Source organism: Actinomadura craniellae, from assembly GCF_003289645.1.
Lineage (GTDB): Bacteria > Actinomycetota > Actinomycetes > Streptosporangiales > Streptosporangiaceae > Actinomadura_D > Actinomadura_D craniellae.
On sequence record NZ_QLYX01000009.1, the window covers coordinates 159,028 to 178,835 of the forward strand.

Below are 19,808 nucleotides of genomic sequence, written 5' to 3' on the forward strand. Positions count from 1 at the left end.
CTCTCATCCGGGCCTCATGGTGGCGCCACGCCGCACCGACAGCCTGGAGACATCGCACCGCGGACCGGCCGCGGGGCGGTCACCAGGGAGGTTGCGTTGACTTTGCTGCTCCAGCGGGTGCTGTTCGCGCTCGCACTGGCCCTCGGGATGTCCGCGGCGGGTGTCGTCGTCGCGGGCTCGCCGGGACCGGCGGGTGCCCCCGTCCTCGTGTCGGCCGCCCATGCCGACGACGACGATGACGATGACGACGATGACGACGACGATGACGACGACGACAAGCCCCGCGGCGGGGCCAAGCCCCCGGCCGCCAAGCCCCCCGCGGCCAAGCCCCCGGCCAAGCCCCGCGGCGACGACGACCTGCCCCGCGGCGGTATCCAGACCGGTCTGGGCGGTGTGGTCGACGATGACGACGACAAGCCCCGCGGCGGGGTCGGCGCAGGTTTCGGCGGGACGGTCGTCGACGACGATGACGACCGTCCGCGGGGCGGGGTCGGCACCGGCCTGGGCGGCACCGCACGGGACGGCGGACCGGGCCTGGCGCTACCGCTGCTGGTGACGGGCGGCGGCCTGCTGCTGGTCGTCGGCGGCGGGATCGCCCTCCGGCGGGTCCGGGCCGGGAACGGCTGACGATGACCCCGTTCCCCTCGGGACGAGGCGGTCGCGTGGGCCCTGCCCTCGCGGCCGTCCTCGGCCTCGCGCTCACCGGCGCCGCGTGCGCCGACCCCGCTCCGGCCGCCCGCCCGGCCGGCGAGCCGCCGGCCCGGTCCGCCGCGCCCGCGACCTCGGCTCCCTCCCAGGCCCCTTCCCCGGCCCGCTCGCGGGCCCCCGCCGCGGACGCCCAGGTCCCCGACCCGGTCCGGGTGCGCATCCCGGCCATCCGGGTCTCGGCCCCGGTCGTCCCGCTCCCGCTGGACCGGAACGGCACCCTGGTGGCGCCCAAGGGATTCACCGAGACGGGCTGGAACCAGGCCGGGCCCGAACCCGGCGAGCAGGGCACCGCAGTGATCGCCGGACATGTCGACTCGCACTCGGGGCCGGCGGTCTTCTACCGGCTGCGTGAACTGCGGGCGGGGGACCGGATCCTGGTCGACCACCGCGGCGGCACGGTTGAGTTCACGGTGCGGCGGCTCGCCCGCCACCCCAAGAACCGGATCCCGAACGAGGCGGTCTACGGCGCCACGGGAAACGCCGAACTCCGCCTCATCACCTGCGGCGGATCGTTCGACCGCTCCCGCCGCAGCTACCGCGACAACATCATCGTCTTCGCCCGGGCGACCTGAGTTCCCGGGCGGCTCCCGGCGCCCGCCCCGCCGCGGGCGGGCGCCGGGTCACCGCGAGGTCTCCCAGACCTCCGCGACCCGGGGGGCCACCGACTCGGCCTGGGCCTGCCCGGCCCGGAAGGCGGGCCGCCACAGCGCCGGGTTCATGACGTTGACGCCGAACACCTCGACGGTCGCCTGGTCGGGGCCGATCGCGACCACCGGGACGCCGCCGAGCTCGGCGATCTCCCGCTTCAGGGTGGTGCGCGGCAGCAGGTGGGCGAGGGGGTCGAACACGACGACGGCGGTGGCCCCCCGGGCCAGGTCGGCGTTGGTGGTCGCGCGGATTCCGCCGTCCATGTAGTGCCGCCCGCCGATCTCCACCGGAGGGAACACCGTGGGCACCGCGCAGCTCGACGCCACGGCCAGGGGCAGGGGGACGCCCGAGGACTTCTCCCAGATGACGAAGGCGCCGTCCGCGGCGTCCACCGCGGTGATCAGCAACCGCCGGTCGGGCCACTCGTGGCTGGGCAGCCGCCGCCCGATCTCGGTCAGCCGTGCGGGGGCGTTCGCCGCGGTCCGCGTCTCCAGCGCGATCCGGCCGACCCTGGCCCGCGCCTCCTGCGGGTCGAGGGAGGGGTCGAACAGGACCGCGAACGTCTCCATCACCGTGTTCATGTCGACCTCTTCGGCCTGGGTCGGCGCGGTGTCGGAGTCGGCCGCGATGCCCTCGATCGTCTCCTCCAGGTCGGCGCCCTGGGAGAGGAAGGTGCTGACCACCGAACCGGCGGACGTGCCGACGAACAGATCGGCGGTGGTGAGGTCCGTCCCGGCCGCCTGCAGCCCGGCGATCAGCCCGGCCTCCCACGCGATGCCGGCGATCCCGCCGCCGCCGAGGACCAGCGCGCGTCCGACTTTCTCCGCCATTCCCGTTCCCTTCCGTCGAGATCGTGCTTCCCCCATGGCATCACGCCGGTCCGCGCCGCTGGACGGCACCTCCCCGCGCAGCCCCTGGTGCAAGGGCGCGAGCCGGACCTCGACGGTGCCCGGAAGTCGAACGGCCCCCGCCGCGGAGCGCGGCGGGGGCCGATCTGTGCACGGGAGGCCGTGCCCTAGTCCTTGGGCGTGAGCTTCACCGAGAGGGTGTTGCCGGGGCCGGACGTCAGCAGGCTGACGAGGCCGCCCAGGAAGCCGCAGCCCTTGAGACCGGGCAGCGCGTACTTACCGGACAGGGTGCCGCCGCCCAGCGGGTCGAAGCCAGCGCCGGACTTCAGCGTGATGTCCGCCGGGGTGACGGTCTGGCACTTCTCGCCGCCGGCGATGCCGAGCCCGAACACCTTGACCGAGGTCAGCTTGACCGTGGTCTTGGACTTCGAGGTCAGCGCACCGTCCTTGAGGGTGCCGGTGGTCTTGCCCTTCTGGGCGAAGGCGACGTCGGCCGTGGCGGGCAGGAACCCGAAGACCTTGAAGCTGCCCGAGGTCGGGTCGAGCGCCAGGTCGGCGGTGAACTTGCCGGTGGCCAGGGTGAGCTTGGCGTCGATCGAACCGGAGACCGGCAGCGAGCTCTTCAGCTTCTTGATGGTCGTCGTCCCGTCCAGGGTGTACCCGTAGTCGACGGTGCCCGGGTTCGTCGGGCTGGCCGTCGGGCTCGGGCTCTCACTGGGGGTCGGGCTCTCGCTCGGGCTGGGGCTTTCACTCGGAGTGGGGCTCTCACTGGGCGTGGGGCTCTCGCTCGGAGTGGGGCTTTCGCTCGGGCTCGGGCTTTCGCTCGGAGTCGGGCTCTCGCTCGGGCTCGGGCTCTCACTGGGCGTGGGGCTTTCGCTCGGGCTGGGGCTCTCACTGGGGGTGGGGCTTTCGCTCGGGCTGGGGCTTTCGCTCGGGCTCGGGCTCGTGGTCGGGCTGGGGTCCCCGCCGGTGATCTCGAAGGTGGCGAGCGTGGTGTTCTGGCCGGGGACCAGGGTGCACTGCGACTCGAACTCGCCGAGACCGGTCAGGTTGCCGTTGGCGTCCTTGGGGGCCAGCGTCAGCAGGATGTTGCCCACGGTGACCGTGGCGGTGCCCGGCTGGGTGAAGGTCAGGCTGGGGGCGTTGCCGGTGGCCGGCACCTGGAAGGCACCGGAGGCGGGGACGGGGGTGGAGGGGATCGGGGCCGGGACCTTGACCGGCAGGGTGATGCCGGGGGCGGCCACCTGCGAGTCGGCCAGGGCGCTGCCCTCGACGGTCTTGGCGCCGACCAGCGTCAGGCCCTGGGTGGCGGTCTCGGGCACCGTCGACGACGTGTTGATCACGATCGCCGGGGTGGCCTGACCGACGGGGATCGACGTCGGGAAGTCCGAGTCGATCTTCACCGTCACCTGCTGCACTCCGATCAGCGGGAACGGGCAGGTGTAGTTCAGCGTCAGCGACACCGGGTCGGCCGCAGCGGTACCGGCACCGAGTACGCCGATCCCGCCCGCCGTGAGCCCGGCGGCGGCGGCCGCCACCAGGGCAGTTTTGATCTTGCCTGTCTTGGTTCTCACCGTTTACCTCTCGTGTTACGGAACCGGGGTCCTGGCGCATCACGGCCGGTGCCAGTGCCGCAGCCACTTCCAGAAAATTGCGGTCACCTCCGGAATGGTTCTTCTGGTGGTGTTCCAGAAATGCCTGGGTGGGTGCGCTGGTGTGAAACCGCGATCGCCTGCACGGATGGACTGGCCGGTATCACCGCCGGTCAGAGGAGCTATCGACTATGTTTCGGTGCCGTAAACTACTCACCAGTATCCCTAGGGTCAAGGCTCTGCTCTAACATTAGACGAGCGTGCGGAGGGTGTGTTTTTTCTTATCACTCGATGATAAGAACCGTTGGAATCAAGAAGTGTCGACCGGGTGTCATGAATTGCGGTCGGGTGACAAATTCCAGGGGGCTTCTCGTCCGGTGGCGCCAAGGATCCGGGCCGTCTGGGGTGGTCGGGGCGCGCCTTGTCAACGCTGTGACAAGGCGCCGGTCCGTACCGTGTGTTCCACTGCGAAGATCGGCCCGTTGTCCGGAATCGGCCAAAAGCGCTGGCCATTGTTGTATGAAACGTCCAGTTGACGTAGTCACGCCTTCGCTGGTGAAGTTACTCATCAGTCACGTACGCGCGGTGAACGCTTCTTCGCGCATACATCCGGCCGGCGGTGAAGGGACGGGCGATGACATCTGGACTGCGGGACTGGCTCGACAAGCCACGGGCGGGCCGCGGAATCCACCTGGCCGGAGACGACGGCGGCTGGGAATTCCGCGAGTACACCGACCTGGCCGCGGCCGCGCGCCGCACCGCCGGAGCGCTGGTGGCCGAGGGGATCGAGCCGGGCGACGTCGTCTGCATGGTCCTGCCCACCGACTTCACCCTCGCCGAGACCTACTTCGGGGTCTGGGCCGCGGGCGCCACCACCTGCCTGATCACCCCGCCGCTCTTCCAGGACGGCGACGACTACGTGGCGCACGTCGCCGCCATCCTGCGGCAGGCCCGGCCCAAGCTGACCATCGCCTCCGCGGATCTGGCGGACCTGACGTCCCGGGCGCTGGCCGCCGCGGGCCTGCCCGACCGGCCCTGGCTGCCCCGCCAGGCCGACGAGGAGATCGAGGTACGCCCGGCCGGTGAACTGGCGCTGCTCCAGTTCACCTCCGGTTCCAGCGGCGACCCGCGCGGGGTCATGGTGACCTGGCCGAACCTGGCGGCCAACGCGGACCTGATCGCCCGCAGCGCCGGCTTCGAGGAGGGCGAGGAGATCGCCACCTGGCTGCCGCTCTACCACGACATGGGGCTGATCGGAACGTTCCTCACCCCGGCCTCCCGGCAGACCGACATCCGGCTGATGCGCCCCGACCAGTTCATCCGGAACCCCGCCCGGTGGATCCGGTGCTTCGACACCGCCCGGCACACCGCCGCCCCGCCGTTCGCGTACGCCTACACCGCGCGCCGGGTCAAGCCCGAGCAACTCGACGGGCTCGACCTGTCGGGGTGGAAGACCGCGCTGGTCGGCGCCGAGCCGATCGACCCGCGCTCGCTCGAACAGTTCGCCCGGCTGCTGGAGCCGTTCGGGTTCTCCCGGCACGCCTTCAAACCCGCCTTCGGGATGGCCGAGACCACCCTGCTGGTCACCATGGACCAGGTGGCCCGCGACCCGCTCGCCGTCCAGCCCGACAACGAGTCGCTGTCCTTCGGTGAACCCGTCCGCATCCTGGAGCAGCGCCCGCTGGGCCCGGAGGCGCTGGACGTCAAGACCGGCTGGGTGGTCGGCACCGGCACCCCCGAGGACGACGTGCCGGTGACGATCGTCGACGACGGCGGCCGGGAACTGCCCGCGGGGCACCTCGGCGAGATCGTCGTCGGCGGCGAGTCCTGCTGCCCCGGTTACTACGCCGGGGCCGAGGCCAAGTCCACCCGCTTCATCGACGGCAAGGTCTACACCGGCGACGCCGGGTTCTTCCACGACGGGCAGCTGTTCGTACTCGGCCGGATGGGCGACAGCATCAAGGTCCGCGGCCGCAGCGTGTACGTGGAGGACCTGGAGTCGAAGATCGCCGAGGTCACCCGGCTGGGCAGGGGCCGCATCGTGGTCGTCAGCGTGCCGGGTGTCGGCTCCCGGGGGATCGCGCTGTTCGCCGAGACCGGCGACGCGCCCTGGGCCGGCGACGTCCGGCGGGTGCTTGGGCGGCGGCTCGGCCAGGATGTCGCGGTCACGATCGTCGTCGGCAGCGGGCTGATCCAGCGGACCTCCAGCGGCAAGCCCCGCCGCCGCTACATGTGGGAGCTGCTCCAGGCCGGCCGGATGCCGGGCGCCACGATCGTGGAGTGACCGGTTTTGCCCCCCGCTGGGGTTGTCGTCCCGGCGGCGGGGAAGCGTTCGACCATGTTCGATCAGCTCGGCCGGCACTGGTGGGTCCTCGCGCTGCGCGGGGCGCTCGCCATCCTCTTCGGCCTCGTCGCCTGGATCTGGCCCGGCATCACGGTGCTGGCGCTGGTCATCGTGTTCGGCCTGTACGCACTGGTCGACGGGGTGTTCGCGCTGGTCATGGCCATCCGTGGCGGGACCCGGCAGTCCCGGCCGTGGCTGGCGGTCACCGGGGCGGCGGGGGTGCTGCTGGGGGTGCTCGCGCTGGTCTGGCCGGGCGTCACCGCGCTGGTGCTGCTCTTCCTGATCGCCATCTGGGCGGTGATCACCGGCGTCTTCGAGATCGCCGCCGGGATCTACCTGCGCCAGGAGATCACCGACGAGTGGCTGTGGATCCTGGGCGGCGCGCTCTCCGTGCTGCTCGGCTTCCTGCTGTTCGTCTGGCCGGTCAGCGGGGCGATCGCGGTGGTCTGGATGATCGGCTTCTTCTCGATCGTGTACGGGGCGGTGCTGCTCGCCAGCGCGTTCCGGCTACGCCGGCTCGCGTCCACCGTTGGTCCGGCCGGGCCCGCCGGGTGACCCCGCGCCCGCACGGGTGCGGACGCGGGGTCATGGCCGTTCGGCTCAGCGGGCGGCCGTGGTGGCCGTCCGGCCCGACCCGGTGGTGCGGGGCGGGATCTGGGCGGTGTTGAAGGCGAAGGTGACCGTCGCGGTGGCGATCGCATCCGCGTTCACGTCCAGGGCCGTGGTGTTGACGTTGGCGAGCGTGTCGCACGCCAGGTGGTAGCAGACGTCGTAGGCCACGCCCGCCTGGCCGCCGAACAGCTGGGCCTCCGCGGGGGTCTTCAGGCCCTCGGCGCCGGTGAACAGCCCGCCGGCGGGGATACCGATGGCGATGAACGGGCCGTAGTCGGAGCGCCCGTCGAAGTCGGTGCCGACGTGCCCCAGCGAGCGCTGGTCGTAGAACTTCTCGAAGACCTTCTCGATCTGCGCGGAGCCGGGCGGCCCGGCGGGGGAGCCGGTGGCGTCGGAGTCGTCACCGTCGTAGATCTTGTACGCGTAGTTCGGCGAGCCGACCATGTCGAAGTTCAGGTAGAGCCTGATCTTGTTGCGTTCGGCGGTGGGCAGGCCCTCCACGTACTGCGTGGAGCCGAGCAGCCCGGCCTCCTCCGCGCCCCAGAACGCGAACCGCACCCGGTTGCGCACCGGGAACTTGGCGATCTTGAGTGCGGTTTCCAGGATCGCGGCGCTGCCGGTGGCGTTGTCGTTGAGGCCCGGGCCCTCCGGCACGCTGTCGAGGTGGGCGCCGACCATCACGACATTGTCCGGGCGGCCCCGGGGCGAGTCGGCGATCACATTGCGGGTGGTGCCGACCTCGGTGCGGGCGTCCACCTTGAGCCGGACGGTCGTGCCCGCCGGGTCGGCCAGGTCCAGCCCGGTCGCCGTGCTCGCGAACACCACCGGGAAGCCCAGCCGCCACTCGCCGATGTCGAAGGCGAACGGGTCCGTCCGGCCCGGCTGCCCCTCGTTGAAGAAGATCACTCCGGCCGCGCCGGCGGCCTTGGCGTTGCGCGCCTTGTCGATGAACGGGCAGGTGCCGCGCTGGATCAGCGCGATCCGGCCCGCGACGAACCCGTCGAAGTCGGCGGTCTGGCAGCCGCTGGTGGAGGTGTTGGGCGTGGGCGCGGGCGGGATCACCAGGTCCACGCCCTGGACCTGCGCGGTGACGTCACCCGAGCCCGACGAGACCACTGTGACGTAGTCGGCCGGGTTCGTGTAGGTCGTGGCCTCCGGAGCGGTCTGGCTGAGCACCGGCGGGGACAGCTCCGTCCAGTTCTGCGGGAACTCCACGGCGGTGGTGCGCACCCGGTAGCCGGCCTTGCGCAGCTTTCCGGCCACGTAGTCCACGGAGGCGTCGTATCCCGGGGTGCCCCGGGACCGGGTGCCGCCGTGGGCGTCCGCGATCTGCTGGAAGCGCTTCAGGTGTTCGGTGAGGTTCTTCCCGTTGACCGCGTGGACGGCCTTGCGGACGAAGAGGTCGCCCAGTGGAGTGGCCTGGGCCGGGGTGGCGAGGGTGAGCGGCAGGATCACGGCCGCCGCCAGGGCGACGCCCCGGCGAGGGATTCCGCGCATCTGTACCTCCATCGAGCCGGGTGGAATGAGCCTTTCTGGGATTGTGCGAGGTTCTGTCCTGATTCCCTCCCGGGGCAACCCGGGTGGCCGCTAACGGACATCCCGTCAGCCGGTTTTCGCAATGGTTACTGTCCCGGCGAACAGGATCGCGGGCCGTGCGGACGGGATCGGGTGTGCGATCGCCCCGTTCGGCGGCGGGCGTCTGTTCCGGCGCGGAGACGCGCCCTACGCTGCGGCCTCATGTCTCCCAAGATGCCGTTGATCATCCTGTCCCTCGCGTTGCTGGCGGGTTGCTCGTCCGAGGGCGACCCGTCGTCCGCCGCCTCCTCCCCACCGCCTCCGCCCACCACGCTGGCGCCGCCGTCCCCCGGCACCCAGCCGGAGGTCAAGCCGGAAGACCAGACCAAGTTCATCCAGGCGCTGACCCAGGTGGATAAGAAGCTGGCGGCCGACGGCGGGATGATGCTCATCAAGGCGGTCGAGACCTGCACCGACATCCAGCAGGGGAAGTCCGGCGCCGAACTGCTGGACCGGGTGAAGCGGAGCTACGCGGTCACCGAGGACGCCAAGGCCCAGCAGATCCTCAAGGCCACCCAGACCTACATCTGCCCGGGGCTCATCAAGCAGTCGTGAGCCCGTTCCCGGCCCGTCACCCGGTCGCCGCCCACCAGCGGTGAGATCGGGCCGGTACCCCACCTCCAGGAGCCGCCCGATGCCCCGCGCCCTGCCCCTGACCCTCCTCGCGGCCTGCCTCGCCGCCGGCCTCACGGTTCCGGCCCGGGCCGGAACCGCGCCCTCCGTTCCGTCCGCCGCCCCGGCGGTGGAGACCCCGGCGCTCTTCGACGACGACGCGGGCGGCAACGCCGACGGCGACGACCCCGCCGTCTGGCGGCACCCCGGCGACCCGGCGCGCAGCCTGGTGCTCGGCACGGCCAAGGAGGGCGGGCTGCACGTGTACGCGCTGGACGGCCGGGTGATCCAGCACGTGCCCGCACCCCCGGCCCCCGGGCCGGACGACGAGAGCGGGCGGTTCAACAACGTCGACCTGGTGCCCGGACGGGACCTCGCCGTCGTCACCGACCGGGGCCGCGACACGCTCCGCTTCTACCGGGTCTCCGGCACGGGCGTGACCGACGTGACCGACCCCGCGGTGCCGCTGCTGTTCAACCGCACCCAGGACGAGGTCAACGAGCAGCGCACCCCCTACGGCCTGGCCGTCTTCACCCGCGAGGGCCGGGCGTACGCGGTGGTCAGCCGCGCCGGCACCAGCACCCTCGCGCTGGTGGAACTGCTCGGGACCCGTGCCGGGTACACCTACCGGACCGTCCGCACGATCGAGCTGCCGACCGCGTTCCGGCTGCCCGACGGCACCTCCTGGACGCCCTGCCTGGAGCCTGGCGAGGACCCGCAGGTCGAGGGCATGGTCGTCGACGCCCGCACGGGCGTGCTGTACGCCGCCCAGGAGACCGTGGGCATCTGGCGGCTGCCGGCCACCCTGCGGGGCGAGCCGAAGCTGGTCGACCGGGTCCGCGAGTTCGGGGTGCCGGGCGTCTACGACCCCGGCACCGAGGAGTGCGTCCCCGGCGCCGACCCCGGCTTCGGCGGCCGGCGGCTGGCGGCCGACGTGGAGGGGCTGACCATCCACTACGGCGGCGGCTACCTGATCGCCTCCGGCCAGGGCGACGACACGTTCGTGATCTACGACCGGCGCGACGGCCGCTACCTGCGCAGCTTCAAGATCGGGGCGGGCAACGGCCTGGACGGCGTCCAGGAGAGCGACGGCGCCGCCGTGTTCGACGGCCCGCTCGGCCCCGCCTTCCCCCGCGGCCTGCTGGTCGTCCACGACGGGGACAACACCCCCGTGGTGACCGACCCGTCGGGCGAACCCCGCGAGAACACGAACTTCAAGTTCGTGCGCTGGGACGCGGTGGCCCGCCCGCTGGGCCTGGTCGTGCGGTGACCCTGCCAGTAACTAGGCTGGTTGCCTAGCGCCGGGCAGGTCGCGCTCAGTCGAGCGCGGCCTGCTCGGCCAGGTGCTCGGCGATCGCCAGGGAGGACGTGGCGGCCGGTGAGGGAGCGTTGCGGACGGTGATCACCGGCCCGATCCGGCCGATGCGGAAGTCGTCGACCAGCGAGCCGTCCAGGTCGACCGCCTGGGCGCGCACCCCGGCCGGTGCGGGCGTCACGTCGGCGACCCGCAGCTCCGGGACGAACGAGCGGGCCTCGGCCACGAAGGCGCGCCTGACCGCCGAGCCGTACATTTCCCGCAGCCCGGTCCGCCAGTGCCGCGCGGCCAGCCGCCGGAACCCCGGCCAGCGCAGCGTCTCCCACAGCTCGGCCGGGCGCACGTCGCGGCGCCGGTAGCCCTCCCGGGCCAGCGCCAGCACCGCGTTGGGCCCCACGTCGACCCCGCCGTCCACCCGCCGGGTGAAGTGCACCCCGAGGAACGGGTAGCGCGGGTCGGGCACCGGGTAGATCAGCCCCCGTACCAGGTCGGTGCGCCCGGGCACCAGCCGGTGGTACTCGCCCCGGAACGGGACGATCGCCGGCCCCGGCGAGTCGCCCGCCAGCCGGGCCACCCGGTCGGACCACAGCCCGGCGCAGACCACCAGCCGGTCGAACGCGAACTCCTCGTTGACCACCACCTCGTCGCCGGACCGGCGGATCCGGGTCACCGCCGTCCCGGTGCGCACCGCGCCGTCCAACTCGGCGGCCATCGCCCGGGCCACCGCGGCGAAGTCCACGATCGCGGTCCGCGGCGAGTGCAGGGCGGCGACCCCCGCGGCGTGCGGTTCGACCTCGCGCAGCCCGTCCGCCGTCAGCCGCCGCAGCCCCGGCACCCCGTTGGCCCGCGCCCGCCGCTCGATCTCGGCCAGCCGGTCGAGCTCGGCGGGGTTCCGCGCCACCACGACCTTGCCGCACTCGACGTACGGCAGCCCGCGCTCGGCGCAGTACTCCCGGAGCAGGCCCAGCCCGCGGCGGCACAGCCGGGCCTTCAGCGAGCCCGGCGGGTAGTACAGCCCGGCGTGCGCCACACCGCTGTTGTGGCCGGTCTGGTGCGCGGCGACCCGATCTTCCTTCTCCAGGACGGTCACCCGGGCGCCGGAGCCGGCCAGTTGCCGGGCCACCGCCAGTCCGAGGATGCCGGCTCCCACCACGCCGACCCGAAGCCCGTTCACCTGGGGAAAGGTACTAGCTCCCCAGGCGCTTGCGTCCCTGGGCCCGCACCCGGCGGCGCTGCGACGGGTCGAGCATCAGGTAGCCGGCCACCGGTATCGCGATGACACCGAGAACGATCAGCTTGAGGATGAACGTGGGGATCAGTATCAGCGCGAGGATCGCCACGACGACGCCGCCGACGGCGACCTTGGCCTGACTGGACATCAACGACCACCTCCACTACCTGGAAAACGGCCGCTCGGGACGAGTGGTTCCGTAACACCACGATATATCGCGAAAATCTAGCCACCCAGCGTGTGGAGCACCTCATCGTGCAGCGCGCCGTTGGTGCAGACCACGCTGCCCCCGTCGGCCCGGTGCTCGCCGGACAGGTCGGTGAACGACCCGCCGGCCTCCTCCACGATCACCTGGAGCGCGGCCAGGTCCCACAGCGAGACCTCCGGCTCGGCCGAGATGTCGGCGGCCCCTTCGGCGACCAGCATGTGCGACCAGAAGTCGCCGAACGCCCGGGTGCGCCAGACGGCCCGGGTCAGGTCGAGGAAGGCGTCGAGCCGGTCGCGTTCCTCCCACCCGCTGAGGCTGGAGAACGACAGCGAGGCATCGGTCAGCCTGGCGACCGACGAGACCTGGCAGCGGGTGGCCTTGGCCAGGCTGCGGCCGGTCCACGCCCCGCCGTCGCGCGCCGCCCACCAGCGCCGTTGCAGCGCGGGGGCCGACACCAGCCCAACCACCACCCGGTCGTACTCCATCAGCGAGATCAGCGTGGCCCAGACGGGCACCCCGCGGACGAAGTTCTTGGTGCCGTCGATCGGGTCGATCACCCAGCGGCGCGCGCCGGAGCCGCTCAGGCCGTACTCCTCGCCCAGCACGGCGTCGCGGGGCCGGGCGCGCTTGAGGGTGCCGCGGATCTGCTCCTCGACCGCCCGGTCGGCGTCGCTCACCGGGGTGAGGTCGGGCTTGGTCTCGACCCGCAGGTCGAGGGCCCGGAACCGCTGGGTGGTGATGCCGTCGGCCGCGTCGGCCAGCACGTGTGCCAGCCGCAGGTCATCCGAATAGTCCGCCACGGCCTGCACGCTACCGCGACCGGGCCGGGTCCGGGGGCCATGCCGGAGTGACACCGCTATGACCGGGTCCGGGGGTATGGGCATATCCAGGCCCCGGATAACTAGGCTGTGCGCATGCCCAAGGATGCGAACCCGCGGCCGTGCTCGGTGGCCGACACCCTCGACGTGGTGGGCGAGCGCTGGACGCTGCTGGTGATCCGCGAACTGTTCCACGGGGTCCATCGTTTCGACGGGATCGCCTACAACACCGGGGCGTCCCGCGACCTCCTGACGATCCGGCTGCGCAAGCTGGAGGACGCCGGGATCCTGTCGCGCACCCGCTACAGCGACCGGCCGCCCCGCTACGAGTACCACCTCACCCGCGCGGGCCGGGAACTCGGTGACGTGCTCCTCGCCCTGGCCAGATGGGGTGACACCCACCTCAACCCGGAGGATCCGCCGGTGCGCTGGCTGCACTCCTGCGGCGAGCATCTGGAGGCGGTGGTGACCTGCCGGCACTGCGGCGAACCGACCCGTGATCGGGTGCACTCGCCGACCGGTCGGGGCGTTGCGGGCCGCTGAGGGACCTTGGGTGGGAATATGGCCCCATGCCGCAAGAGCTTCCCGGGTGGGTCGCCGAACTCACCGATCCTCGACGCGCGCGGACGACCGATGAGCTGGCCGACCGGCTCGTCCCGCTGGCCGAGCACGCCATCGACGTGTCCAGGCGGTTGCAGGCCGTGCTGCACGAGATCAACGAACCCTTCAAGCGCGAGGCGCTGTACGACCGGGTGGAACGGCTGAAAGCCCGGTCGAACGAGGCGCTGGGAGAGATTACCGGCGAGATCGAGGCCTCTGGCCGGCAGCGCATCGAGCGCATCTGGGCGAACTGGTGCGAGCGAGGCGCGGGCGACGAGCTCGACGCAGAGCTGCGCCGCCGGCTGGGCGACGACGTGGTGCCGGAGCTGCGCCGCCAGGAACGGGCGGTGGCCGAGCAGGTCGCCGACCGTACCTCCGGCGCGCTCGACACGGCGACCGAGACGCTGCTGACCCGGGTCGAGGAGCTGGCCACGGTGGTCACCGACCTGATCCACGAGGTGCTGCCGCGGGCCCGGGAGGGGCTGGAGCTCGCCGGGCGCATCTCCGGGCTGTCGGGCCGGGCGCGCAAGGCCGGCCACGACGAGATCCCGGCCGACCTGCGGGCCGAGTCCTATGCCACGGCCGCCGCGTTCGACGAGGCGATGGGCCGGCTGGAACTGGAGTGGGCGGCGTTCGGCGGCCGGTCGGCGACCGTGCGGGCGGCGCTGCGCGGTGCCGAGGAGACCGCGTTCAGCCAGGTCACCGCCGAGATGACCCGATGCGTGGCGGATCTGGCTCCGGTGCACGTCAAGATGCTGGACGACGCCGAGGCGCGGGCGATGGCCCTGATCGACCGGATCGGGGGCGGATGATCATTTGCCGTAGGCATGATCGGCAGAAAACATTCTTTACCTGAGAATCGCTCCTGCGCAGGGTTGGCGAATCAGGGTATATGTGCTGTTCTCACCATCTTCTGGGAGAACCCCAGACTTCGGGGGATGGACGGCACCTCCCACACCAAGGCGAGCGTCGTTCACCTCCCCGTCTCGACGAGGAGGCGATCCATATGTTCGAGGAAGGGCAGTACTTCGCGCCCGTCCGCCGCGACGCACAGGGGCGGGTCACCGTCGAACTGGCCCGGAACCATCCGGGCTTCGCCGATCCCGTCTACCGGTCCCGGCGTGACGAGATCGCCCGGCTGGCCCTCGACCACCACCGCGGCGACCCCATCCCCGAGGTCGGCTACACCGAGGAGGAGCACGAGGTCTGGCGGGTGGTCAGCCGCGAGCTCGACCGCAAGCACGAGCGGTACGCGATCACCGAGTTCCTGACCGCCAAGGCCCGCCTCGGGCTACCCGCCGACCGCATCCCGCAGCTCGAAGAGGTCTCCGGGATGCTCCGGCCGCTGACCGGGTTCCGCTACCTGCCCGCCGCCGGGCTCGTCCCGCTGCGCGAGTTCTACGGGTCGCTGGCCGACTCCTACTTCCACTCCACCCAGTACATCCGGCACCACAGCACGCCCTTCTACACGCCCGAGCCGGACGTGATCCACGAGGTGGTCGGGCATGGCAACACGCTCGCCTCCGACCGCCTCGCCGCGCTGTACCGGGCCGCCGGGCAGGCCGCCCGCCGGGTGGAGAGCACCGAGGCGCTGGAGTTCGTCTCCAAGGTCTTCTGGTTCACCCTGGAGTTCGGCGTGATGCAGGAGGGCGGCGAGCTCAAGGCGTACGGCGCCGGCATCCTGTCCTCCTACGGGGAGATCGAGGAGTTCCGGCACATGGACATCCGGCCGCTGGACCTGGCGGTGATGGGCACCACCCACTACGACATCACCCAGTACCAGGACGTGCTGTTCCGGGCCGAGTCCCTGAACCACCTGGAGGACGTCGCCGGGGTCTTCTGGTCCACCTGCGACGACGACTCCATCCTGGAGCTCATCGGCGTCGCCGGCCGGGCCGGCTAGCCGGCCGGGTCCTCGTCCCGGCCCGCCAGCAGCCGGCGCAGCGAGTCCAGGCGGCCGGGCGAGGCGTGCCCCTGGGCCACCCAGTTGTCGAGCGCGCAGTCGGGCTGGAGGTGGTCGCAGTTGGGCGGGCAGTGCACCGCGCCCTCGGCGAGTTCGGGGAAGGCGGCCACCAGCCCGTCCGGCGGCACATGGGCCAGCCCGAAGCTGCGCACGCCCGGGGTGTCGATGATCCAGCCGCCGTCGGGCAGTTCCAGGGCGATCGCCGACGAGGAGGTGTGCCGGCCCCGCCCGGTGACGGCGTTGACCTGGCTGACGGCCCGGGACGCCTCCGGCACCAGCGCGTTGACCAGCGTGGACTTGCCCACCCCGGAGTGGCCGACCAGCACGCTGACCTGGCCGGCCAGCAGCTTGCGCAGCTCGGCGGGGTCCTCGCCGCGCCGGGTCACGGTGGAGGGCACCTCCAGCGGCGCGTAGACCGCCAGCAGGTCGCCCGGAGCGGCCAGGTCGGCCTTGGTCAGGCAGAGCAGCGGCGCCATGCCGGCGTCGTGGGCGGCGACCAGGCAGCGGTCGATCATCCGGGGGCGGGGCTCGGGGTCGGCCAGCGCGGTCACGATGACGAGCCGGTCGGCGTTGGCCACGACGATGCGCTCGAACGGGTCGGTGTCGTCGGCGGTCCGCCGCAGCGCGGAGCGGCGCGGCTCGACCCGGACGATCCGGGCCAGCGCGTCGGGCTCGCCGGAGATGTCGCCGACGAGGGCCACCCGGTCGCCCACCACCACGCCCTTGCGGCCCAGTTCGCGGGCCCGCATCGCGGTCACCTGGTGGCCGTCCACCAGGCACCGGTAGCGGCCCCGGTCGACCGCGGTCACGAATCCGGCGGCCGCGCTCTCGTGCGCCGGCCGCCGCCGGGTCCGGGGGCGGGAGCCGCGGCGCCCGGGGCGGACCCGGACGTCGTCCTCGTCGTAGTCGTGCCTGCTGCGGGCCAGGGTCATCCCTCCAACATCGCGGTCCACAGACCGGTGAACCCTGGGAGGGTTTTGCCCACGGTTGCTACGTTTTCTACCTCAATGCCGGGAACTGCTAGGCCGAGCACCGCCGCGGCCATCACCATCCGGTGGTCGTCATAGGTGCGGAACACCCCGCCGCGCAGCGGGCGCGGCCGGATCTCCAGCCCGTCGGGCAGCTCCCGGGCGTCGCCGCCGAGCGCGTTGAGCTCGGCGACCAGCGCGGCCAGCCGGTCGGTCTCGTGCCCGCGCAGGTGCGCGATGCCCGTCAGCCGGGACGGGGAATCGGCCAGCGCGGCGAGAGCCGCCAGCACCGGCGTCAGCTCGCCCACCTCCCGCAGGTCCGCGTCGATGCCCCGGAACCCGCCGGTGCCCCGCACGGTCAGCCCCGCGGGACCGTCGGTCACCTCGGCGCCCATCGAGGCCAGCAGCCCGCGCAGCGCGTCGCCCGGCTGGGTCGTCTCGGCCGGCCAGCCCGGCACCGTCACCCGGCCGCCGGTCACCAGCGCGGCGCCCAGGAACTGGGCCGCGTTGGACAGGTCGGGCTCGATCGCCGTCACCCCGCCGCGCACCGGTCCGGACGCCACCCGCCACAGGTCCGTGCCCGTCTCGACCGAGGCTCCGGCGGCCCGCAGCATCGCCACGGTCATCGCCAGGTGCGGCGCCGAGGGCACCGGCGGGCCCTCGTGCCGGACCTCCACGCCCTTCTCGAAGCGGGGCGCGGCCAGCAGCAGCCCGGACACCAGCTGGGAGGAACCGGAGGCGTCGATGGTGACGGGGCCGCCCGCCAGCCCGCCCCGGCCGCGCACGGTGAAGGGCAGCGCGCCCCGGCCGCCGTCGTTGATCTCGGCGCCCAGCCGGTGCAGCGCGGTCAGCAGCGGGCCCATCGGCCGCTCCCGGGCCCGGGGGTCGCCGTCGATCGTCACCTCGCCGTCGGCCAGCGCGGCCACCGGCGGCAGGAACCGCATGACCGTGCCGGCCAGGCCCACGTCCACCGCGGCCGGGCCGCGCAGCGCGCCCGGCCGCACCCGCCAGTCGGCGCCCTCGTCCTCGACGTCCACGCCCAGCGCCCGCAGCGCCGCCGCCATCAGCAGCGTGTCGCGGCTGCGCAGCGGGGCCTCGACCAGGGTGGGCCCATCGGCCAGGGCGGCCAGGATCAGCGCCCGGTTCGTCATCGACTTGGAGCCCGGCAGGGCCACGGTGGCATCGACCGGTCCGGCGGCGACGGGAGCCGGCCAGGTCTGGGTGGACGTCATGCCCGCAAGGCTATCGAGGAACGCGCAGCCGGGCGCCGGTCAGCGGCGCTCACCACGCTCATCCCGGCACGTCCACTCCCGCGGCTCAGTGGGCGACGCGGCGGCGGGTCCGCTCCGCGCGCCGGCCGATCTCGCTGCGGGCGCCACGCGACTGCAGCGCGGCCTCCCGCCGGGCGTGCCGCAGCTCGGACTTGAGGTGCTTGGCCTCGGCGTTCGTCCGCAGCTTGGTCTCCCGCATCTGCCGGCGCAGCGCCTCGGCGTGCGGGTGCCGGCGCGGCTCGGTCGCCGTCAGCAGCAGCGCGCCGAACAGCCCGGCGTTCTTCAGCAGGTGCGCGCGCTCGCTCGGCCGCCGGTCCGGGTCGTCCTCGGACCAGTAGCGGTTCTCGGCGAGCAGGGTCGGGACGAGCTGGGCGGCGAGCAGCAGCGAGGTGAGCCGGGGGAGCCGGCCGATCGCCAGCAGGGCTCCGGCGCCGACGCCAAGGGCGCCCTGGAGCCGGACCAGGGTCTCGGGGTCCTTGGCGGGCAGCCAGTCGAGCCGGTCGGCCGCCGTCTTGAGGGTGGGGCCGACCTTCTCGGCCCGGACGCGGGGGTCACGCAGCGCCTCCAGGCCGTGGACCACGAACGGGGCGGCCACGAGCGGGCGAGCGAGGAATCTGATGGGTCGCATGCAGCCCTCATGCCCACCGGAAGGAAGGTCACGCAAGGATGGGAGGCATGTGCGGTAGATATGCGACGGCGCGCGCTCGCCAGGAACTGCTGGACGCGTTCCAGGTCCAGATCGACGCGACCGAAGGCGTCCTGGAACCCGACTACAACGTCGCGCCCACCAAGCAGGTGCCGGTGGTGCTGGAGCACCGGCCCAAGGAGGAACCCAAGGAAGAAGAGGCGGCCGGGGAAGCCCAGGAGCCCGCCCGCGAGCTGCGGACGGTGCGCTGGGGGCTGGTGCCCTCGTGGGCCAAGGACCCCGGGATCGGCAGCCGGCTGATCAACGCCCGGGTCGAGACGGTGCACGAGAAGCCGTCCTTCCGCCGGGCCTTCAAACGGCGGCGCTGCCTGCTCCCCGCGGACGGCTTCTACGAGTGGTACAAGCTGGAGACCGAAGAGGGCCGCAAGCCCCGCAAGCAGCCCTACTTCATCCATCCCGCCGACGGCTCCCTCATGGCCATGGCGGGCCTGTACGAGCTGTGGCGGGAGCCCGACGGAGAGTGGCTGTGGACCTGCACGGTGATCACCACCGAGGCCAGCGACGACGTCGGCCGGATCCACGACCGGATGCCCATGGTGGTCGAGCCCTCCCGCTGGGACGCCTGGCTCGACCCGGGCCTGACCGACCCCGACGAGGTGCGGTCACTGCTGGTGCCCGCGATGGCGGGCACCATGGAGGCACACCCCGTCTCGCCGGCCGTGGGCAACGTTCGCAACAACGGCCCCGAGCTGATTCGCCCGCTGCCCACAGACGACGATCCGGCCGCCCTGTTCTGAGCCCGTTCCGAGAGGTCCGGGCCTCAGGTCCGGCAGGCGCTGGCGAGCAGGTGGATGCCCAGCGAGTCGTCATGCACCGGGGCCGACAGCTCGGTGGAGACGAGGTGGGGCAGCGCGCGCGGGTCCTCGGCGAGCACGTGCTCGATCGTCGAGGGTGAGAGCACGGTGCGCGGCCTGATCCACTCCACCTCCAGGCCCACGTCGGAGAGCACCTCGCGCAGCTGGTCGGTCCAGAAGCAGCGGGTGATGACCCCGTCCGGCCAGGGGACCAGCACGACCTCGGCGCTGGGCACGTCGGACAGGTGGGCCCAGAACTTCTGCTCCGCCAGGATCGCCATGCCGAGCGTCAGCGAGTCGACGCACAGCAGCACCCGCCCGCCGGGCCGCAGCACCCGCGCGATCTCGGCGATGGTCGTCTCGGTCACCAGCTGCCGGGAGAGCACCCGGTCCTCGGCGATCACCGCGTCGACGCATCCGTCGGCCAGGAAGCCGAGCGAGGCGGGGTCGGCGACGACCCGGCGCACGGAGCGGTGCACGGGTGACGCCGCGGCCCCCGGGCCGACCACCTCCAGGACGGTGTGCCCCGCCGCGGCGGCCTGGGCGGCGCTGTGCGTGCGCCCGCCGGAGATGTCCAGTACCCGGGCCGAGCGGCGGGGCAGCCAGCGTTCGAGCTGGGCGGCCGCGACGGCCCAGTAGAAGGTCCAGTAGGTGGCTAGTTCGTCCTCGCCGTCGTTTCCGCAATCGCGGTTGAGGCTGGCGACGGAGGGCGTCGGGGGTCTTGCCGGCAGCGGCAGCAACGGTGGCTCCTGTTCTGGCCGTGTAGGGGGGTACTTTCCCCGTTCAGACCCGTGCATCACCCTCCGTCCGGGTTGTCATATTCAATCGACGCCCCCGGTAGAGAGCGCCCGGCATGCTTACCTCACTTCGCGCCTCGCGGTCAGGGAATCGACGGGGGTGTCGCGCTGTTGCACCGTTTTGTTCGCTGGTTTCGGCCGGCCGCGATCGGCGTGATCGCGGAGAAAGAGGTGCCCCACATGACGACAGCCGTTGTC

20 protein-coding genes are annotated in these 19,808 nt (G+C 72.5%); 10 read left to right on the plus strand and 10 right to left on the minus strand.

Annotation, left to right across the window (positions count from 1 at the left end):
- The first annotated feature begins 96 nt into the window (after positions 1 to 96).
- Together DPM19_RS20225 and DPM19_RS20230 are read left to right on the plus strand one after the other, a co-directional pair.
- Positions 97 to 627: a hypothetical protein gene (locus DPM19_RS20225; protein ID WP_146778926.1), complete on the plus strand. Its 531-nt coding sequence runs from the start codon at positions 97 to 99 to the stop codon at positions 625 to 627.
- A 35-nt stretch (positions 628 to 662) separates the two neighbouring features.
- Positions 663 to 1,280 carry a class F sortase gene (locus DPM19_RS20230; protein ID WP_233510520.1) on the plus strand — a complete coding sequence of 206 codons (618 nt, stop codon included), beginning with the start codon at positions 663 to 665 and terminating at the stop codon, positions 1,278 to 1,280.
- A 48-nt stretch (positions 1,281 to 1,328) separates the two neighbouring features.
- Here DPM19_RS20230 and DPM19_RS20235 read toward each other — a convergent pair whose 3' ends face one another.
- Positions 1,329 to 2,186, minus strand: coding sequence for a patatin-like phospholipase family protein (locus tag DPM19_RS20235; protein ID WP_111869522.1), 858 nt, complete (start codon positions 2,184 to 2,186; stop codon positions 1,329 to 1,331).
- A 185-nt stretch (positions 2,187 to 2,371) separates the two neighbouring features.
- Complete coding sequence (locus tag DPM19_RS35360; protein WP_158566839.1) at positions 2,372 to 3,778, minus strand: DUF6801 domain-containing protein; 1,407 nt, start codon at positions 3,776 to 3,778, stop codon at positions 2,372 to 2,374.
- Between the two features lie 652 nt (positions 3,779 to 4,430).
- Between DPM19_RS35360 and DPM19_RS20255 the strand changes: the two genes are divergently transcribed.
- Together DPM19_RS20255 and DPM19_RS20260 are read left to right on the plus strand one after the other, a co-directional pair.
- Entirely contained in the window at positions 4,431 to 6,080 is a 1,650-nt protein-coding gene (locus DPM19_RS20255; RefSeq protein WP_111869525.1) for an AMP-binding protein, read from the plus strand.
- A gap of 54 nt (positions 6,081 to 6,134) precedes the next feature.
- A complete protein-coding gene (locus DPM19_RS20260; RefSeq protein ID WP_111869526.1) occupies positions 6,135 to 6,695 on the plus strand; it encodes an HdeD family acid-resistance protein in 561 nt (186 codons plus the stop codon).
- Between the two features lie 45 nt (positions 6,696 to 6,740).
- Here DPM19_RS20260 and DPM19_RS20265 read toward each other — a convergent pair whose 3' ends face one another.
- Entirely contained in the window at positions 6,741 to 8,249 is a 1,509-nt protein-coding gene (locus tag DPM19_RS20265; protein WP_233510521.1) for a M28 family metallopeptidase, read from the minus strand.
- Between the two features lie 240 nt (positions 8,250 to 8,489).
- On the opposite strand from DPM19_RS20265, the gene DPM19_RS20270 reads away from it, so the two are divergent.
- Positions 8,490 to 8,882, plus strand: coding sequence for a DUF732 domain-containing protein (locus tag DPM19_RS20270; RefSeq protein ID WP_111869528.1), 393 nt, complete (start codon positions 8,490 to 8,492; stop codon positions 8,880 to 8,882).
- Between the two features lie 79 nt (positions 8,883 to 8,961).
- Positions 8,962 to 10,209: a phytase gene (locus tag DPM19_RS20275; protein WP_111869529.1), complete on the plus strand. Its 1,248-nt coding sequence runs from the start codon at positions 8,962 to 8,964 to the stop codon at positions 10,207 to 10,209.
- 46 nt (positions 10,210 to 10,255) lie between these two features.
- On the opposite strand, the gene lhgO is transcribed toward DPM19_RS20275, so the two are convergent.
- The 3 genes from lhgO to hisN all read right to left on the minus strand — a co-directional run bounded on the left by lhgO (position 10,256) and on the right by hisN (position 12,493).
- Positions 10,256 to 11,428, minus strand: a complete 1,173-nt coding sequence (lhgO, locus tag DPM19_RS20280; RefSeq protein ID WP_233510522.1) for an L-2-hydroxyglutarate oxidase — start codon at positions 11,426 to 11,428, stop codon at positions 10,256 to 10,258.
- Between the two features lie 13 nt (positions 11,429 to 11,441).
- Positions 11,442 to 11,633 (minus strand): hypothetical protein, encoded by a 192-nt coding sequence (locus DPM19_RS20285; protein ID WP_111869530.1) that lies wholly within the window; start codon positions 11,631 to 11,633, stop codon positions 11,442 to 11,444.
- Positions 11,634 to 11,710: 77 nt separating this feature from the next.
- Positions 11,711 to 12,493 (minus strand): histidinol-phosphatase, encoded by a 783-nt coding sequence (gene hisN, locus DPM19_RS20290; protein WP_111869661.1) that lies wholly within the window; start codon positions 12,491 to 12,493, stop codon positions 11,711 to 11,713.
- Between the two features lie 114 nt (positions 12,494 to 12,607).
- On the opposite strand from hisN, the gene DPM19_RS20295 reads away from it, so the two are divergent.
- From DPM19_RS20295 to DPM19_RS20305, 3 genes are all read left to right on the plus strand, one after another.
- Positions 12,608 to 13,054: a winged helix-turn-helix transcriptional regulator gene (locus DPM19_RS20295; protein WP_111869531.1), complete on the plus strand. Its 447-nt coding sequence runs from the start codon at positions 12,608 to 12,610 to the stop codon at positions 13,052 to 13,054.
- Between the two features lie 26 nt (positions 13,055 to 13,080).
- Positions 13,081 to 13,923, plus strand: a complete 843-nt coding sequence (locus DPM19_RS20300; protein ID WP_111869532.1) for a hypothetical protein — start codon at positions 13,081 to 13,083, stop codon at positions 13,921 to 13,923.
- A gap of 194 nt (positions 13,924 to 14,117) precedes the next feature.
- Positions 14,118 to 15,014: a phenylalanine 4-monooxygenase gene (locus DPM19_RS20305; RefSeq protein ID WP_111869533.1), complete on the plus strand. Its 897-nt coding sequence runs from the start codon at positions 14,118 to 14,120 to the stop codon at positions 15,012 to 15,014.
- Here the strand turns inward: DPM19_RS20305 and rsgA are convergent.
- The 3 genes from rsgA to DPM19_RS20320 all read right to left on the minus strand — a co-directional run bounded on the left by rsgA (position 15,011) and on the right by DPM19_RS20320 (position 17,941).
- The gene (gene rsgA, locus DPM19_RS20310) at positions 15,011 to 16,006 is read right to left on the minus strand and encodes a ribosome small subunit-dependent GTPase A (protein WP_111869534.1); all 996 of its coding nucleotides are present in this window, start codon (positions 16,004 to 16,006) and stop codon (positions 15,011 to 15,013) included. The genes DPM19_RS20305 and rsgA overlap by 4 nt on opposite strands.
- Complete coding sequence (gene aroA, locus DPM19_RS20315; protein ID WP_111869535.1) at positions 16,003 to 17,274, minus strand: 3-phosphoshikimate 1-carboxyvinyltransferase; 1,272 nt, start codon at positions 17,272 to 17,274, stop codon at positions 16,003 to 16,005. Before aroA ends, rsgA begins: the two co-directional genes overlap by 4 nt.
- A gap of 85 nt (positions 17,275 to 17,359) precedes the next feature.
- A complete protein-coding gene (locus DPM19_RS20320) occupies positions 17,360 to 17,941 on the minus strand; it encodes a DoxX family protein (protein ID WP_111869536.1) in 582 nt (193 codons plus the stop codon).
- Positions 17,942 to 17,988: 47 nt separating this feature from the next.
- Between DPM19_RS20320 and DPM19_RS20325 the strand changes: the two genes are divergently transcribed.
- The gene (locus DPM19_RS20325; protein ID WP_199485191.1) at positions 17,989 to 18,756 is read left to right on the plus strand and encodes an SOS response-associated peptidase; all 768 of its coding nucleotides are present in this window, start codon (positions 17,989 to 17,991) and stop codon (positions 18,754 to 18,756) included.
- A gap of 23 nt (positions 18,757 to 18,779) precedes the next feature.
- On the opposite strand, the gene DPM19_RS20330 is transcribed toward DPM19_RS20325, so the two are convergent.
- Positions 18,780 to 19,553 carry a class I SAM-dependent methyltransferase gene (locus tag DPM19_RS20330; protein ID WP_407642562.1) on the minus strand — a complete coding sequence of 258 codons (774 nt, stop codon included), beginning with the start codon at positions 19,551 to 19,553 and terminating at the stop codon, positions 18,780 to 18,782.
- Between the last annotated feature and the right edge of the window lie 255 nt (positions 19,554 to 19,808).